Annotated in this window: 16 protein-coding genes; 11 read left to right on the top strand and 5 right to left on the bottom strand. The window is 67.5% G+C overall.

The genetic code is table 11. The features are described 5' to 3' along the window. The first annotated feature begins 11 nt into the window (after positions 1-11). The 6 genes from panC to H4W27_RS10990 all read left to right on the top strand — a co-directional run bounded on the left by panC (position 12) and on the right by H4W27_RS10990 (position 8179). Positions 12-1001 (top strand): pantoate--beta-alanine ligase, encoded by a 990-nt coding sequence (panC, locus tag H4W27_RS11015; protein ID WP_192595969.1) that lies wholly within the window; start codon positions 12-14, stop codon positions 999-1001. A gap of 9 nt (positions 1002-1010) precedes the next feature. After that, positions 1011-3083 (top strand): M13 family metallopeptidase, encoded by a 2073-nt coding sequence (locus H4W27_RS11010; RefSeq protein WP_192595968.1) that lies wholly within the window; start codon positions 1011-1013, stop codon positions 3081-3083. 67 nt (positions 3084-3150) lie between these two features. Then, positions 3151-4680 carry a lysine--tRNA ligase gene (gene lysS, locus H4W27_RS11005; protein ID WP_192595967.1) on the top strand — a complete coding sequence of 510 codons (1530 nt, stop codon included), beginning with the start codon at positions 3151-3153 and terminating at the stop codon, positions 4678-4680. Between the two features lie 78 nt (positions 4681-4758). After that, a complete protein-coding gene (locus H4W27_RS11000) occupies positions 4759-4968 on the top strand; it encodes a hypothetical protein (protein ID WP_192595966.1) in 210 nt (69 codons plus the stop codon). Positions 4969-5191: 223 nt separating this feature from the next. Then, the gene (locus H4W27_RS10995; protein WP_192596568.1) at positions 5192-5494 is read left to right on the top strand and encodes a histone-like nucleoid-structuring protein Lsr2; all 303 of its coding nucleotides are present in this window, start codon (positions 5192-5194) and stop codon (positions 5492-5494) included. A gap of 168 nt (positions 5495-5662) precedes the next feature. Continuing rightward, positions 5663-8179 (top strand): ATP-dependent Clp protease ATP-binding subunit, encoded by a 2517-nt coding sequence (locus tag H4W27_RS10990; protein WP_192596567.1) that lies wholly within the window; start codon positions 5663-5665, stop codon positions 8177-8179. 173 nt (positions 8180-8352) lie between these two features. Here the strand turns inward: H4W27_RS10990 and H4W27_RS10985 are convergent, their stop codons facing one another. Beyond that, positions 8353-8811, bottom strand: coding sequence for a DUF3817 domain-containing protein (locus tag H4W27_RS10985; RefSeq protein ID WP_192595965.1), 459 nt, complete (start codon positions 8809-8811; stop codon positions 8353-8355). A 142-nt stretch (positions 8812-8953) separates the two neighbouring features. On the opposite strand from H4W27_RS10985, the gene radA reads away from it, so the two are divergent. After that, on the top strand, positions 8954-10402 hold the full coding sequence (gene radA / locus H4W27_RS10980) for a DNA repair protein RadA (RefSeq protein WP_192595964.1): 1449 nt from the start codon (positions 8954-8956) through the stop codon (positions 10400-10402). Positions 10403-10457: 55 nt separating this feature from the next. On the opposite strand, the gene H4W27_RS10975 is transcribed toward radA, so the two are convergent. The 3 genes from H4W27_RS10975 to arsB are packed head-to-tail and all read right to left on the bottom strand — an operon-like array spanning position 10458 to position 13058. Beyond that, positions 10458-11420 carry an A/G-specific adenine glycosylase gene (locus H4W27_RS10975; protein WP_192595963.1) on the bottom strand — a complete coding sequence of 321 codons (963 nt, stop codon included), beginning with the start codon at positions 11418-11420 and terminating at the stop codon, positions 10458-10460. A 60-nt stretch (positions 11421-11480) separates the two neighbouring features. After that, the gene (locus H4W27_RS10970) at positions 11481-11891 is read right to left on the bottom strand and encodes an arsenate reductase ArsC (RefSeq protein WP_192595962.1); all 411 of its coding nucleotides are present in this window, start codon (positions 11889-11891) and stop codon (positions 11481-11483) included. A gap of 60 nt (positions 11892-11951) precedes the next feature. Continuing rightward, positions 11952-13058 carry an ACR3 family arsenite efflux transporter gene (gene arsB, locus H4W27_RS10965; protein WP_225939458.1) on the bottom strand — a complete coding sequence of 369 codons (1107 nt, stop codon included), beginning with the start codon at positions 13056-13058 and terminating at the stop codon, positions 11952-11954. A 134-nt stretch (positions 13059-13192) separates the two neighbouring features. Here arsB and H4W27_RS10960 point away from each other — a divergent pair, with 134 nt between their 5' ends. The 4 genes from H4W27_RS10960 to H4W27_RS10945 are packed head-to-tail and all read left to right on the top strand — an operon-like array spanning position 13193 to position 15357. Further along, the gene (locus tag H4W27_RS10960; RefSeq protein ID WP_192595961.1) at positions 13193-13531 is read left to right on the top strand and encodes an ArsR/SmtB family transcription factor; all 339 of its coding nucleotides are present in this window, start codon (positions 13193-13195) and stop codon (positions 13529-13531) included. Beyond that, positions 13528-14064 (top strand): arsenate-mycothiol transferase ArsC, encoded by a 537-nt coding sequence (locus tag H4W27_RS10955; RefSeq protein WP_318782313.1) that lies wholly within the window; start codon positions 13528-13530, stop codon positions 14062-14064. The genes H4W27_RS10960 and H4W27_RS10955 overlap by 4 nt, the downstream gene beginning before the upstream one ends. A 35-nt stretch (positions 14065-14099) precedes the next feature. Beyond that, the gene (locus tag H4W27_RS10950) at positions 14100-14825 is read left to right on the top strand and encodes a hypothetical protein (RefSeq protein WP_192595960.1); all 726 of its coding nucleotides are present in this window, start codon (positions 14100-14102) and stop codon (positions 14823-14825) included. Positions 14826-14850: 25 nt separating this feature from the next. Then, the gene (locus tag H4W27_RS10945; protein WP_192595959.1) at positions 14851-15357 is read left to right on the top strand and encodes an amino-acid N-acetyltransferase; all 507 of its coding nucleotides are present in this window, start codon (positions 14851-14853) and stop codon (positions 15355-15357) included. 59 nt (positions 15358-15416) lie between these two features. On the opposite strand, the gene H4W27_RS10940 is transcribed toward H4W27_RS10945, so the two are convergent. After that, positions 15417-16562 (bottom strand): FUSC family protein, encoded by a 1146-nt coding sequence (locus tag H4W27_RS10940; protein ID WP_318782312.1) that lies wholly within the window; start codon positions 16560-16562, stop codon positions 15417-15419. Positions 16563-16579 lie beyond the last annotated feature (17 nt).

Here is a 16579-nt window from a genome sequence, read left to right as displayed (position 1 = left end):
AGACTGTTGCGGTGACTCAACCCATCGTCCTGACCACTGCGGCGGCCTTCCGAGCGGCGCTCGCAGATGCCGTGGCTGATCATCTGCGCACCCACGGCGCCCACCGCACCCACGGCCCATCCGGGGACCGGGCGCCGGTCATCGGGCTGGTGCCCACCATGGGGGCGCTGCACCCGGGCCACGCCGCGCTGATCGATGCCGCGCGGAGACATTCGGACATCGTGGTGGCCTCGATCTTCGTGAATCCGCTGCAGTTCGACGACGACGCCGACTACCTCCACTATCCGCGCACGCCGGAGCGGGACGTCGCTCTGCTGGCAGAGCACGGGGCGGACCTCATCTTCGCCCCCGAGATCGAGGAGATGTACCCCGGCTACCCCGAGTCTCCTCGGGTCAGCGTCAGCGCCGGTGAGCTGGGACGCCGCTGGGAGGGGGCCGCGCGCCCAGGACACTTCGACGGCGTGGTCACCGTGGTGGCCAAGCTCCTCAACATCATGGCCGCTCCTGCCCCGGCGGCGCTGCATGCCTGGTTCGGCGCCAAGGACGCCGAACAGGTCGCGATCATCACTCGCATGGTGGCGGACCTGAACCTCCCGGTGACCATCAGAACCGTGCCGATCGTCCGGGATGCGAACGGACTGGCGCTGTCCAGCCGCAACCGGCGTCTTCAGGAGCAGGACTACGCCGCCGCCCTGGCGCTGCCGGCAGCACTGTCGGACCTGGTCGAGGAGGCCGCCTCGGGCCGACCGCTCAGTCTGGCTGATCAGGTCGCCGAGCTCACCTCCGCCGAGGGCCTGGAACTGGACTACCTGGTGGTGCTGGACCCTGCGTCGCTCCAGGAGATCGCGCCCGGCGGGCCGCTGCAGGACGAGCAGGGGGTGCTCCGCGGCGAGGCGCTGGCGCTCATCGCCGCCCGGGTGGGTCCGGTGCGGCTGATCGACAACGCCGTGCTGCGTCCCGCGAGCACAGCCGAGATGAGCAGCGCAGCGCCTCCGGAGTAGGCTGAGTCAATGACTGAGACCGCCAGCACGACCGCCAGCACGACCCCCAGCACGATCCCCAGCACTGCCAGCGCCGCGAGTTCCTTTCCCTACATCGATGACAGCGTGCGCCCGCAGGATGACCTGCAGAAGCACGTCAACGGCGAATGGCTCAAGACCGCCGAGATCCCTGCGGACATGGACGCGTACGGATCCTTCCACGAGCTGCGCGAGAAGGCCGAGGCCGATGTGCGCGAGATCCTGGAACAGGCGGCCGCTCGCGCAGACGACGGCGCAGGGACCAACGGCACGGTGCTCCCCGAAGCGGATCTGACCGGCGGGGAGGCCACGGACCCGGCCATCGTGTCCCGCATCGGCGCGTTCTACGCCGCATTCATGGATGCCGGGGCCGCTGAGCGCCGTGGTCTCAGTCCGATCGAACCGATGCTCGCGGAGCTCGACGCCGTGGGCAGCGTCGAAGAGCTGGTCCGGCTCTCCTCAGCCTGGCAGCGTCAGGGAGTGGACGGCATCTTCGTGGCGGGCGCCATGCGGGACGCGGGAGACCCGACCCGGATGCTCTGGCACATCATGCAGTCCGGCCTCGGTCTGCCCGATGAGTCCTACTACCGCGAGGAGAAGCTCGCGGACATCCTCAGCGCCTATCAGGACTATCTGGTGCACATCCTGCAGATCAGCGGAGTCGAGGATGCCGAGCAGGCGGCGGCCGCCGTCGTCGGCCTGGAGTCCTCCATCGCGGAGCACCACTGGGACAAGGTGACCACCAGGGACGCGCAGAAGCGCTACAACCTAGTGACCGAGACCGAGTCGCGGGCGCTGATGCCCCTGCTGCGTGAGGCCTTCGCCGGGTGGGGACTGGAGCCGCGGCACACCGAACAGCTGGTGCTCGCGCAGCCCGACGCGCTCCCCGGCATGCAGACCGTCCTGATGGAGCGGCCGCTGGAGACCTGGAAGCTCTGGCTGCGCGTGCAGCTCATCCGCTGGGCCGCGCCGCTGCTGCACGGCGAGCTGGTGGAGCAGAACTTCGACTTCTATTCCAAGAAGCTCTCCGGGGCGCAGCAGCTCAAGGAGCGCTGGAAGCGCGGGGTGGCGCTGACCAATGCCAATCTGGGTGAGGACGTGGCCCAGATCTACGTCGCCCGGCACTACCCGGAGCAGGCTCGCGCCGCGATGGATGACCTGATCGCCGCCCTCATCGAGGCCTATCGGCAGTCCATCAGCGCGCTGAGCTGGATGGGGGAGGACACCAAGGCCAGGGCGCTGGAGAAGCTGGATGCATTCACCCCGATGGTCGGCTTCCCCTCCCGCTGGATCGACTACAGCAGCGTCGAGGTGGATTCCGACGACGCGGTGGGCAATGTCCGCCGTGCGGCCGAGTTTGAATGGCGCCGGGACATCGCCAAGCTCGACGATGGCCCGGACCCTGAGGAATGGCACATGACCCCGCAGACGGTCAACGCCTACTACTCGCCCCTGGAGAACGTCATCTGCTTCCCGGCCGCGATCCTCCAGCCCCCGTTCTTCTCTGCGGAACGCGATATGGCCCAGAACTTCGGTGCCATCGGTGCGGTCATCGGCCATGAGCTGGGCCACGGCTTCGATGATCAGGGATCCCGCTACGGAGCAGACGGCTCGCTGCAGAACTGGTGGACCGAGGCAGATCGGGAGGCCTTCGAGGAGCGCACGAAGAAGCTCGTCGACCAGTACAGCGCACTATCCCCCTCCCAGGCCCCGGAGCACACCGTCAACGGTGAGCTGACTCTGGGCGAGAACATCGGGGATCTCGGCGGTCTCGGCATCGCGCACAAGGCCTATCGTCTGTGGCTGGATCAGCAGGGCATCGAAGCCCCCGAACTCGAGGGCTACACCGCGGATCAGCGCTTCTTCTTCGCCTGGGCGCAGGCGTGGCGCAACCTCACCCGTCCGGAGCGCGCCGTCACGCTGATCAGCATCGATCCGCACGCCCCGGCCGAGTTCCGCGCCAGCCAGGTGGTCAAGAACCTCGATGCCTTCCACGCGGCGTTCGGCACCCAGCCCGGCGACGGAATGTACCTGCCTGAGCAGGAGCGCGTCACGATCTGGTAGCCGCGGCGAGCAGCCGCAGCGGGCAGTGCTGAGAGGCGGCGGGTCGAGGCACGTAGAATGACCGACTGTGACTGACCAGAATCCCGCCCCAGCCGGCAGAAGAGACATCGACAACAACGACCAGCGCGCTGTGCGTCTGGACAAGCGCGAGCGCCTGCTCGAAGGCGGGATCCAGCCCTATCCGGTCACGGTCGAGCGCACCGCCTCGCTGACCGAGGTGCGCGAGCGCTTCCCCGAGCTGGAGCCGGGCGCCTCCACTGGAGAGATCGTCTCGGTGGCCGGACGCGTGATGTTCGTGCGCAACACCGGCAAGCTGTGCTTCGCCACGCTACAGGAGGGCGGCCCCGACGGCAGCGGCACCCGCCTCCAGGCCATGCTCTCACTGGCCGAGATCGGGGAGGAGGCGCTCGCCCAGTGGAAGTCCCTGGTGGATCTCGGGGACCATGTGCGCATCACCGGGGAGGTCATCGCCTCCCGCCGCGGAGAGCTCTCCATCATGGCGAGCTCCTTCGAGATCGCGTCCAAGTCGGTGCGCCCGCTGCCGGTGCTGCACGCAGAGCTCAATGAGGAGACCCGGGTCCGCCAGCGCTATGCGGATCTGATCGTCCGGGATGAAGCACGGCAGATGGTCTATCAGCGCGCCGCCGTGACCCGCTCCATCCGCGAGACCCTTCACGGGCACGGCTACGTGGAGGTGGAGACTCCCATGCTCCAGCTCATCCATGGCGGCGCACAGGCGCGTCCTTTCCAAACGCACCTCAACGCCTTTGATCAGGACATGACGCTGCGCATCGCCACAGAGCTCTACCTCAAGCGCGCCGTGGTCGGCGGCATCGATCGGGTCTTCGAGATCGGTCGGGTCTTTCGCAATGAAGGGGTGGACTCGACCCATTCCCCGGAGTTCACCACGCTCGAGTCATACGAGGCGTGGGCGGACATGTACGTGATGGCCGAACGGATGCGCGAGATGATTCTCCGCGCGGCAGATGCCGCGGGCGTGAGCCGGCAGATCGAGACCGAGCAGGGCGTCATCGATCTCGACAGCGAATGGAAGTGGCTCTCCGTCTACCCGGCGCTGTCCGAGGCGGTGGGTCGGGAGATCACTCCCGAGACCCCTGCGGAGCAGCTGCGCGAGATCGCGCAGTCCCAGGAGGTCTCCGTCGACCCGGACTGGGACGCGCAGAAGCTGGTCATCGAGCTCTTCGGCGAGATCGTGGAGCCGCAGCTGATCCAGCCGACGTTCGTCTGCGACTATCCACCCGCCGCGCAGCCGCTCGCCCGGGCCCACCGTGACAAGCCCGGGGTCATCGAGGCCTGGGACCTGGTCATCGGAGGCATGGAACGCGGCACGGCCTTCTCCGAGCTTGTCGACCCGGTGCTGCAGCGCGAGCGTCTCGTGGAGCAGTCTCGAATGGCCGCCGCCGGCGACGACGAGGCCATGCAGCACGACGAGGATTTCCTGCGGGCCCTGGAGTACGGCGCCCCGCCGATGGGTGGCATCGGCCTCGGCATCGACCGACTGGTGATGCTCTTCACCGGAGCAGGCATCCGCGAGACGATCCTGTTCCCGCTCCTGAAGCCAGAGGCGCAGGGCTGACGCTTCCCCCGTGGGGGTGTAGCCTGGCGCTGACCGCCGCTCATCTGAGATAAAACCTGAATGTAAGCAAGGAATTTAATGGAAAACTTCTGGACATACTTTGAAGTTCTTGCTCCCTCGATAGGGGTGGGTCTGGTCTTCTGGATGGCGATGCGCGCCATCTTCCGCGCCGATCGCAGTGAGCGTGCGGCCGAGGCGCAGGTGCGCGAGGACGCCTCTCACCAGGCCGGGGAGCGCCGGCACGAGACCCGGCAGGGGCCGGCGGCCTCCTCGGCGAGTCCGCACTGAAAAAGAATCCGCCCTGACCGTGCGGGTTGAACAACCAGGTCGCCGGTCGAAAATATCTTCCCAGCTGGGAAAACCCTGAATGCTTCCAGCTTGACCGTCAATTGTATTTCTTGAAATACTCAGAGATACATAGATCGTTCTTGGTCTGTCGCCGTGCGAAAAGCGCCGAAAGAGATGAGTTCGATTGACTCCCGGCGTGTGAGTGAGCAGTGAGGTGTTTGAAATGGCCCAAAAGGTAGAAGTGGTTCTCGTCGATGATCTTGACGGAAGCGAAGCAAAGGAGACGGTCACATTCGGCCTGGACTCCCGGTTTTATGAGATAGATCTCAGTGATGACCACGCGAGAGAGCTGCGCGAGACGCTGAAGAAATACATCCGCAAGGGCCGGGCGATCGCTCCGCCCTCACCCCAGAACGAAGCGCGCCAGATCCGTGACTGGGCCGTGAAGAACGGATATCAGGTCTCCAGCAGGGGTCGTCTGCACCGCGACATCGTCGAGGCCTACCGCAACGCCAAGAAGCGATAGGTCCCGCGAACCCTCGCCGTGACGCGTGGAGCCCGGAAGCAGCATCGCGCTGCTCCCGGGCTCCACGCATGTCGGACGGAACTTTCCCCTATGGCGAACAGCGGCGACGGGGCCGCTGAAGGCCCGTAGCCTTGAGGCAGAGCACCAACGCTAGGAGTGTCTGTGGCTATGTTCGAGAGATTTACTGATCGCGCCCGGCGCGTGGTTGTGCTTGCCCAAGAAGAGGCACGCATGCTGAACCACAATTACATCGGAACCGAGCACATTCTGCTCGGTCTCATCCATGAAGGTGAGGGTGTCGCGGCCAAGGCCCTTGAGTCGCTGGACATCTCACTGACCGGAGTGCGCGAGAAGGTGCAGGAGAAGATCGGTCCCGGCCAGAACGCGCCGAGCGGTCACATCCCCTTCACCCCGCGCGCCAAGAAGGTCCTGGAGCTCTCGCTGCGCGAGGCGCTCCAGCTGGGCCACAACTACATCGGGACCGAGCACATCCTGCTGGGTCTGATCCGCGAGGGCGAGGGTGTCGCAGCCCAGGTCCTCGTGGAGCTCAACGCCGACCTGAACAAGGTCCGCCAGCAGGTCATCCAGCTCCTCTCCGGCTACTCCGGTGGAAATCAGGAGAAGGCCGGCGCGGGTGTCGGACAGAGCAGCTCGAATGAGGGCACCCCCGCAGGCTCGGTGGTGCTCGACCAGTTCGGGCGCAACCTCACCGCCGCCGCGCGTGAAGCGCAGCTGGACCCCGTGGTGGGCCGCGACTACGAGCGCGAGCGCGTGATGCAGGTGCTCTCCCGCCGCACCAAGAACAATCCGGTGCTGATCGGTGAGCCCGGTGTCGGCAAGACCGCCGTCGTCGAAGGCCTGGCCCAGGCCATCGTCAACGGAGACGTCCCGGAGCTGCTCAAGGACAAGCAGCTCTACACGCTTGACCTCGGATCCCTGGTGGCCGGCTCGCGCTACCGCGGTGACTTCGAGGAGCGGCTCAAGAAGGTGCTCAAGGAGATCCGCACCCGCGGAGACATCATCCTGTTCATCGACGAGATCCACACGCTGGTCGGAGCAGGCGCCGCTGAGGGTGCCATCGACGCCGCCAACATCCTCAAGCCCCTGCTGGCCCGAGGTGAGCTGCAGACCATCGGCGCCACCACGCTTGATGAGTACCGCAAGCACATCGAGAAAGATGCTGCGCTGGAACGCCGCTTCCAGCCGATCCAGGTGGCGGAGCCTTCAGTGGAGGTGACCGTGCAGATCCTGCGCGGGCTGCGCGACCGCTATGAGGCCCACCACAAGGTCTCCATCACCGAGGAGGCCCTGGAAGCTGCCGCCTCGCTGGCCAACCGCTACATCAACGATCGCTTCCTGCCGGACAAGGCCATCGACCTGATCGATGAGGCCGGCGCCCGGCTGCGCATCCAGAAGATGACGGCACCGCCGGAGCTCAAGGAGTTCGACGCGAAGATCGAGGACGTTCGGCGGGAGAAGGAAGCCGCCATCGACGCCCAGGACTTCGAGGGCGCCGCCAGCCTGCGCGACAAGGAGCAGAAGCTTGTCGATGAGCGTCAGGCCAAGGAGGACGCGTGGAAGTCGAGCTCCAATGATGAGATCGCCGAGGTCGATGCAGATCTGATCGCGGAGGTCCTCGCCTTCTCCACCGGCATCCCGGTGTTCAAGCTCACCGAGCAGGAGTCGGATCGTCTCCGCCGCATGGAGGAGGAGCTGCACAAGCGGGTCATCGGCCAGGACGAGGCGGTGAAGTCGCTCTCCCGGGCCATCCGGCGCACCCGTGCCGGGCTGAAGGACCCGAACCGCCCCTCGGGCTCGTTCATCTTCGCCGGGCCCACCGGCGTCGGCAAGACCGAGCTGGCCAAGTCCCTGGCAGAGTTCCTCTTCGGTGACGAAGAGGCCATGATCACCCTGGACATGTCCGAGTTCTCCGAGAAGCACACCGTCTCGCGGCTCTTCGGCGCCCCTCCGGGCTACGTCGGCTACGAGGAGGGCGGGCAGCTCACCGAGAAGGTGCGGCGCCGTCCGTTCTCCGTGGTCCTCTTCGACGAGGTCGAGAAGGCCCACTCGGATCTGTTCAACTCGTTGCTGCAGATCCTGGAGGACGGTCGCCTGACCGACTCCCAGGGCCGCGTGGTGGACTTCAAGAACACGGTGATCATCATGACCACCAACCTCGGCACCCGGGACATCTCCAAGGGCGTGATGACCGGCTTCACCTCCAGTGAAGACACCACCACCAACTACGAGCGGATGAAGGCCACGGTCAGCCAGGAGCTGCGTCAGCACTTCCGGCCGGAGTTCCTCAACCGTGTGGATGACACCATCGTCTTCCCGCAGCTCAAGCAGGAGGAGATCGTCCAGATCGTGGATCTGTTCGTGAACCGTCTGCGCTCGAGGCTCGCCGAGCAGGCCATGACCCTCGAGGTCACCCAGCCCGCCCGGGTGTTCCTCGCCGAGACCGGCTACGATCCGGCGATGGGTGCCCGGCCGCTGCGCCGCACCATCCAGACCCTGATCGAGGACGAGCTCTCCGAGCGGATCCTCTACGGCGAGATCCCCCACGGCGCAGGCATCGAGATCGGCGTCGAGGGCGAAGGGCGCGAGCGCAAGCTCACCTTCGAGTGGCACGAGCCGCAGGACCAGATCGAAGCTGCAGACGAGCCGGCCGCGATCGAGAGCTGATCCCCGCGGTCCGGGCCCCGAACGGGGATCTGCCCCAGGCCAGGCCCCGGGCCGCAGATGAGTGAAGCGCCGTCGGAATCTTCCGGCGGCGCTTCACTCATGTCCGCCGCCGTGCAGACGGCCTCCCGGGGACCCGAAGCCTGCCGGACCTGGCGCGAGGTCCCCGTCCCCGGCTAGGAGCCCGGAGGGCCGATCACCAGCAGGGCGATGAAGACCAGGACGACGACGGCGGCCAGCGCACCACCGATGAGCGCGGGCCGGTTCAGCAGCACCCGCAGGGCGCGGTCGTGCCAGCTGTGATCACGGGGGTCGGCCGTGGCCCGGGTGCGCCATGGTCCGTCGAGCCGATCGCTGCGCTTGAGCCAGAGGTCCACCGGCACCGTGGCATAGGGGATGACGGCGCTGATCAGCGCGATCGCCGTGGGTCCGCCCGGCCAGCGCTGGTTCTTCGCGACGATCACCGCGGTGGCGGCGTAGGCCAGGAACACGAAGCCGTGGATGCCGCCGCCGATGCTCACGGCGACGTCCAGGCCGCTGGTGGCCCGCAGGATCATCCCACCGATGAGCAGTGTCCAGGAGACGGCCTCGGCGAAGGCCATCACGCGGAAGAAGATCTTGGGGGAGCGGAACACGAGTCTCCTGGGGTGGGCGGCAGGGGGGGGCGCGAGGATGCCGATCACCCTGGTCAGGTGCGACGCAGCCCCGCTCCGAGCATCGTACGGCGTCCCGCTGGATGCGCCGGAACATGTCATGGCCCGGCGGTAACGTAGGGGCATGGCAACTCGCACCGCTGCACGGAGCAGCTCCCGCTCCAAGGGGTCCCCGGCCTTCGAATGCACCGAATGCGGCTGGCAGACCGTCAAGTGGGTGGGACGCTGCCCCGAATGCCAGGCCTGGGGCTCAGTCCAGGAGAAGGGCCAGGTCACCGCCCGGACGACCGCGGCCAGCCAGCTCGCTGCCCCGGCCAGAGTCATCCATGAGGTGGACGCCTCGGAGGCCGAGTTCAGGCCCACCTCCATCGGGGAGCTGGATCGAGTCCTCGGCGGCGGGCTGGTGCCCGGTGCCGTGATCCTCATGGCGGGGGAGCCCGGTGTCGGCAAGTCCACGCTGCTGCTCCAGGTGGCCGCCGCCGTGGCCCGCGCACACACCGGCTCACCGGTGCTGTACATGACCGGCGAGGAGTCTGCGGCGCAGGTCAAGAAGCGTGCCGAGCGCATCGATGCGATCTCGGACGGGCTCTACCTCGCGGCCGAGTCGGATCTGGGCCAGGCGCTGGGCCAGGTCGAGAAGCTCTCCCCCCAGCTGACCATCATGGACTCGGTGCAGACCTTCTCCTCGGCGGAGGTGGACGGCGCCGCGGGGGGAGTCACGCAGATCCGTGAGGTCACCGCCTCGATGATCGAGGCCGCCAAGCGCAAGAACATGACCACCATCCTGGTGGGACATGTCACCAAGGATGGCAACATCGCCGGGCCCCGGATGCTCGAGCATCTGGTGGACGTGGTCTGTCAGTTCGAAGGTGACCGGCACTCGCGGCTGCGACTGCTCCGCGCGGTGAAGAACCGCTACGGGCCCACCGATGACGTGGGCTGCTTCGATCTCAATGAGGACGGACTGACCTCCCTGGCTGATCCCAGCGGGCTGTTCGTCTCCGCGATGACCGAACGCGTGCCGGGCACCTGCATCACCATCACGCTGGAAGGACGACGCCCGCTGACCGCCGAGGTCCAGGCCCTGGTCGCCGAGTCCCAGGCCGCCCAGCCCCGCCGCGCCGTCTCCGGGCTGGACTCTCCTCGGGTCTCGATGCTCCTGGCGGTGCTCCAGCGTCGCGCGAAGCTGACCGCCCTGATGAAGTCGGAGGCCTATGTGGCGACGGTCGGGGGAGTCAAGATCACCGAGCCTGCGGCGGACCTCTCGATCGCGCTTGCGGTGGCCTCGGCGGCGCTGGAGAAGCCGCTGCCGAACAGGTTCGTGGCCTTCGGCGAGGTCGGTCTGGCTGGTGAGGTCCGCCCGGTGCCCGGCCTGCGCCAGCGCCTGGAGGAGGCCCAGCGGCTGGGCTTCACCCACGCCATCGTTCCGCGCCGGTCCACCGGGACCGAGAAGGAGGCGGTGCCCGAGGGCATGCGCATCCGCGAGGTGGGATCGCTCACCGAGGCGCTGAGCCTGGTCCTCGACGGAGGGCAGTCAGGCGCAGGTCAGTCAGGCGCAGGCCAGTCCGACTGAGCCGAGCTGATCCCTGCCCAGCGGAGCAGCGCCGCCGGGCACGGATGGTCGGGACCTAGGCTCCGGGCAGGCTGACGCGGTCTCCGGCCTGTGCGGCCAGCCCGTCGGTGATCAGCGAATCGAGACACCGGGAGCGCTGCTGAGCTGATGCCTCGGGCAGCGCCAGCCCGTCCAGGAGCTCCGCGCGCGGCACCGCCGCCGAGGTGCGCAGCGCTGCCATGATCGCCCCACGCACCTGTCGGTCAGTGCCCGCCCAGGCCTGCCCCTTGGTCTGCTGCTCCTCGGTGGGCGCCGGCGAACCTGCGGTGCGCCAGGCGCAGAGGTCCGCCACCGGGCACACCTCACACTGTGGAGCACGCGCGGTGCAGATCAGCGCGCCCAGCTCCATGACCGAGGCGTTCCAGGCGCAGGCCGTGGCCCCGTCGTCAGAGGCTGTGGCCGGCATCAGGTCGTGGGCCAGTCGTCGCTGCGCCGAGGTGTAGGTCTTGCCCGGCAGGGCATGGCCGGTGAAGGCCCGCGCGTGGACCCTGCGGATGTTGGTGTCCACCACGACCTCGGGCTGGTTGAACGCGAAGCAGGCCACAGCGGCGGCGGTGTACTCGCCCACTCCGGGAAGTCTCCGCAGCTCGTCAGCGGTGCCGGGAACCTCCCCGCCGTGGTCGTCCACCATCGCCTGAGCGGCGGCCTGCAGACGCAGCGCGCGGCGCGGATAGCCCAGCCGATCCCAGGCCCGCAGAATCTCAGCGACCGGCGCCGCCGCCAGATCCGCCGGGCGCGGCCAGCGTCGCATCCATTCCTGCCAGCGCGGAAGCACCCGCACCACGGGGGTCTGCTGCAGCATGATCTCGCTGACCATCACGCCCCAGGGGGTGCAGTCCGGCTCCCGCCAGGGCAGCGTCCGGGCATGCTCCTCGAACCACTCGATCACGCGATCATGGACCAGCGTGGGCTCGGGGGTGAAGCTGATATCAGCGCGTGCGGACGTGGTGGAGGCAGGGTTCGGTGCGGCGGCTTTCATCGCCATGAGTCTAGAGACTCCCGGCGGCTGCCGTGGCTCGAGCAGCGGCGCGGCGTGGGATCAGACCGTGACGTTCAGCGTGCCGAGCAGCTCGCGCACGCGTCCCCGGATGTCATCGCGGATCACGCGCACCTTCTCTATGCTCTGACCGGCCGGATCATCGAGCTTCCAGTCCTCATAGCGCTTCCCCGGGTAGAACGGGCAGTCGTCTCCGCAGCCCATGGTCACGACGACATCAGACTGTTGCACGGTGTACGGCGAGAGCTTGTCGGGGATGTTCTTGGAGATGTCGATGCCCACCTCGGCCATGGCCTCGACGGCAGTGCTGTTCACGGAGTCTGCCGGCTGGGTGCCGCCGGAGAAGACCTGGATGGAGTCCCCGGCGATCTCGCGCAGGAATCCGGCGGCCATCTGGGAGCGGCCGGCATTGTGGACGCAGACGAACAGGACGGTGGGCTTCTCGGTGCTCATGACGTTCCTCCTGGAAAGGTGGGTGATTCGGCGGCAGACGATCTCGACGGGGAAAGGGGGTCAGAGCGTGGTGGGGGCGGCCCCGGCGATCGCGCTCTCCTGGGCGGCGGGAGTGTTCGAGCCGGTGAAGAACCGGCGGGTCCACAGGGCGACGTAGACCAGGGCGACGAGCACCGGCACCTCGATGAGCGGACCCACGACGCCGGCGAGGGCCTGGCCGCTGGTCGCGCCGAAGGTGGCGATGGACACGGCGATGGCGAGCTCGAAGTTGTTTCCGGCGGCCGTGAAGGACAGCGTGGTGGTGCGCTCGTAGCCCATGCGCAGCATCCAGCCGATGAGCATCGAGGCGCCGAAGATGACCACGAAGTAGACCAGCAGCGGCAGGGCGATCCGGACCACGTCCATCGGGTTGGTCAGCACCTGTTCACCCTGCAGGGCGAAGAGCACCACGATCGTGAAGAGCAGGCCGTAGAGGGCCCAGGGTCCGATCTTCGGCAGGACCGTGGTCTCGTACCATTCACGGCCCCGCACGCGCTCGCCGAAGGTGCGGGTGAGGAAGCCGGCCACGAGCGGTATGCCCAGGAAGACGAGGACGGAGATGGTGATCGCAGCGACGGAGAATTCAGCGGAGGTGGTCTCCAGCCCCAGCCAGCCGGGCAGGACCTGGAGGTAGAACCAGCCGAGCACACCGAACATGAACACCTGGAACACCGAGTTGATCGCGACGAGCACCGCGGCTGCCTCGCGATCACCGCAGGCCAGATCGTTCCAGATCAGCACCATGGCGATGCAGCGAGCAAGTCCCACGATGATCAGGCCCGTCCGGTACTCCGGCAGGTCGGGGAGGAAGGCCCAGGCCAGCGCGAACATGAAGGCGGGGGCCAGCAGCCAGTTGATCAGCAGCGAGGTGACCACGAGCTTCTTGTCCGTCAGGACCCTGCCGGTCTCGTCATAGCGGACCTTGGCCAGCACGGGGTACATCATCACCAGCAGTCCGATGGCGATGGGCAGTGAGACTCCGGCGACCTCCATGGACTCCATGGCGGTGCCCACCTGAGGGACGACGGCGCCCAGCGCGAGCCCCAGCGCCATGGCGGCGAGGATCCACACCGGCAGGAATCGGTCCAGGACCGAGAGCTTGGCCACGACAGCTGAGGTGTTGGGCATGGGTGGAGCAGACTGACTCACGGGGTCTCCTGAACGGATCGACAAGCTTCGATGCAACGAGTATCCTCAGAAACATCGACAGATGTCAATCCATGCGGCGCGGCCGCACTGCACTTGAGAATCCAGGAGCTGCGATGACCCTCCAGACCGACTGTCAGACTCCCATGACGGCCAGCGTCTCACTGGATCCGGAAGAGGCTGCCGAGCTCGCCGCAGGATTCAAGGCGCTCGCTGACCCGCACCGGATCACGCTGCTGACGCTGATCGCCGCGGAGGAGAAGCGGGAAGCCTGCGTCTGTGACCTCACCGAGCCGCTCGGGCTGGGCCAGCCCACGGTGTCCCACCATCTGAAGGTCCTTGTCGACGCCGGGTTCCTCACCCGCGAGAAGCGGGGGACCTGGTCCTACTATTCTGTCGTGCAGGGTGCCCTGCCCAGACTCTTCAATGCCATGACCGAGAGGACCGCCCGGTGACGGAACCAGCAGCAGCGAGCAGCCAGGACGCATCATCCACGCACCCCGCCGAGCGGCCAGTTCGCGCCGCCGAGGAGGAGGTCGCACCGGTGGCAGTTCCCGCTCCGCGCACCGAGGCTCCTGCTGTGCTCTTCGTCTGTGTCAAGAACGGCGGCAAGTCCCAGATGGCGGCCGGACTGCTGCGGCATGACCTCGCCGTCGCGGGAGAAGAAGGTGCCGTCCTCGTCTCCTCCGCCGGGACGCAGCCAGGATCTGAGATCAACGCGCTCTCTGCGGAGGTCCTGCAGGACATCGGAGCCGACATCACGGGAGAGACTCCGACGCAGCTGACGCCCGAGGCGATGCGTGAGGCTGGGCACGTTGTGCTCATCGGAGCCGAGGCTGAGGTTCCGGACCTCGACGGCGTGGAGGTGGAGCGCTGGGAGGTCGACGAGCCCAGTGCGCGCGGCATCACGGGGCGCGAACGCATGGAGCTTGTCCGCGACGACATCCACCTGCGTGTGCGGGAGCTGCGCGACCGCCTGCTCGGCTGAGGATCACCACCGGGGACCTCCGCTAACCTGGGGCCATGGGTTCGAAGCGAAGGCGGCAGTCTGCCGAGGTGTACCGGCGCCGGCGCATCCTCGTCGGTGTCCTGGCCGTGCTGTTCATGGCGCTGGGCGCATGGCTGGCCCTGATCGTGACGGGCTGGTTCGACTCTGCGGAGACCCGAGCTCCGGCAGGCTCCTCGAGCTCCAGCGCGGAGTCCTCCGGTCCCGCCGAGACCGGTTCGCCGACGCAGCCCTCCTCTGAAGCTGGGCAGGACCCCGAGGACACTGAGGACCCTGAGGCATCCGAGACCGGGGAGAGCGGCGAGGAGTCAGCCCAGGACCAGGACTCCGCGGACGGACCGCCCGAGGATGGCAGCTGCCGCAGCGGAGACCTTCAGGTCCGCGCCGACACCGGATCGGAGTCCTACGCGCCCGGCTTCGCTCCGATGCTCGTGATGGAGGTGGAGAACACCGCCGACTACGCATGCACGGCCGATCTCGGCACCACGGAGCAGGAGTTCGTCGTCGCCCACGCCGGCGCCACAGTCTTCTCCACGGCGGAGTGCACCCTCACCCGCGAGTCCCTCGAGGTCGAGCTGGAGCCGGGGCAGGTCGAGCAGGCCCATTTCACCTGGCCGCGCTCGGACTCCTCCGCGGACTGCACCGAACCGGACCGCTCGCTGAGCCCCGGCAGCTATGAGCTGACCGTCAGCCTGCAGGGGGTCCGCTCCGAGCCCCATGAGTTCATCCTCAGCGAGGGCTGAACAGGCCGCGGCCTAGACTGAGCAGATGGGTTCCTTCATCACCAGGCCGGCACGCACCGCCGATGTCTCGGCCATCATGGGCATGGCGGAGCCGCTGGTCGACCAGAGGGTCCTGGTGCCCAAGGAAGCCGTGGCCTACTACGAGTCCATCCAGGAGTTCCTCGTCGCCGAGGCAGAGGATCAGAGCCTCATCGGCTTCGGTGCGCTGCATGTGATGTGGAAGGACCTGGCCGAAGTGCGCACCCTGGCGACGGATTCACGCTGGCGAGGTCACGGAGTGGGATCGGCGCTGCTGGAGGGACTCACCACGCGGGCCCGTGAACTGGGCGTGGCCCGCGTCTTCTGTCTGACCTTCGAGGTCGACTTCTTCACCCGGCACGGGTTCGGGATCATGAATGACCAGGAGACCGTGGACCCTGAGGTCTATACCGAGCTGCTGCGCTCCCCGGATGAAGGTGTGGCCGAGTTCCTGGACCTGGCCCGGGTCAAGCCGAACACCCTCGGCAACACCCGCATGATCCTCGAGCTCTGATCCTCGGTCTCTGGTCCTCGAGCGCTGACCTGTGTGACCCTCTGATCCGCAGGCGCCGCCTAGAGTTCTGGCAGCTGGTCGCGCGCATCCTCGTGGCTGGCCCCGGCCGCCTGCAGCAGATCGACGACCAGCGTGCGCAGCAGCAGCACCACCGTCTCTCCCTCCAGGGTCACGATCCCCAGCCACTTCGGGTGCAGCTGCTGGGCAAGCGAGGCGAGCGCCTCCTGGGCCGTCTCCATCCGCTGCGAGTACGCCGAACCTGGTTCCGAGACTGCCTGGGACAGCAGCAGTGAGGCGTCGGCGAACTCGTCCAGCACGGCGGAGAGGTTCTCGACTCCGGCGTCGCTGAGGGAGGCGTTGTCCACGGTGCTGATGATCCGCCGGGCCACCACTCGCATGCTGCGCACCGAGAGGTCGACATGATCCGCCACCTCCCCCATATGCCGGACGTAGTGGCGGTGCTTGCGGTAGGCGGGGGAGAAGCTGGTGAGCTCCTTGGCCGAGCTCACCGCGCTGCGCAGCTCATCGATCTGCGGCTGCAGGCCGCGGCAGCGGATGAGCGAATGCCACGCCTGGCGGGAGTCTGAGCTGCGCACGGCCTCCGCGACATCGCGGAAGGAGGCGGTCATCGCGTCCACCACGCTCTTGAGCTCCGCGATGGGCTCCCGGCGAGGATCCTTCGGGGTCAGCAGCGTGATGACCAGGGCCACCGCTCCGCCGATGATGGCGTCGAGGCTGCGCGTGAAGGGCCCCAGCGCTCCGCCCTCCGGCGGCGGGATCAGGACCACGAGCAGCGCCTGCAGCCCCATCTGCATGGCCAGAACCGGGCCCGAGTCCAGGAAGCGGGCCAGCATGATCGAGAGGAACAGCACCACAGCTGCCGTGGCCAGGTTCGCGCCCAGCAGGTGCAGCAGCAGATCGCCGATGAGGATGCCCAGGGTGCAGCCCACACTGACCTCGAGGACCTTGCGCATCCGCGGCTCTTTGGAGAACCCCAGCGCGATGAGGGCCGCGATGGCGGCGAAGAGCGGGGCATCGTGGCCGACGACCCGTTCAGCCACGGTATAGGCACCCACCCCGGCGACAGTCATCTGCAGTGCAGGGACCACTGAGCGCCGGGCCCTGCGAAGACCGACCCGGGCACGTCGCTTCGCGAAACGGCGCGCACGGGCCAGTGGGGAGGAGGGGGTGCGCTCAGATGTCACCCCAAGAGTCTATTCCG

This window comes from Nesterenkonia lutea (genome assembly GCF_014873955.1).
GTDB classification, from domain to species: domain Bacteria; phylum Actinomycetota; class Actinomycetes; order Actinomycetales; family Micrococcaceae; genus Nesterenkonia; species Nesterenkonia lutea.
The sequence above is the reverse complement of the archived record's forward strand: the minus strand, read 5'-3'. Positions and strand labels throughout refer to the sequence as shown.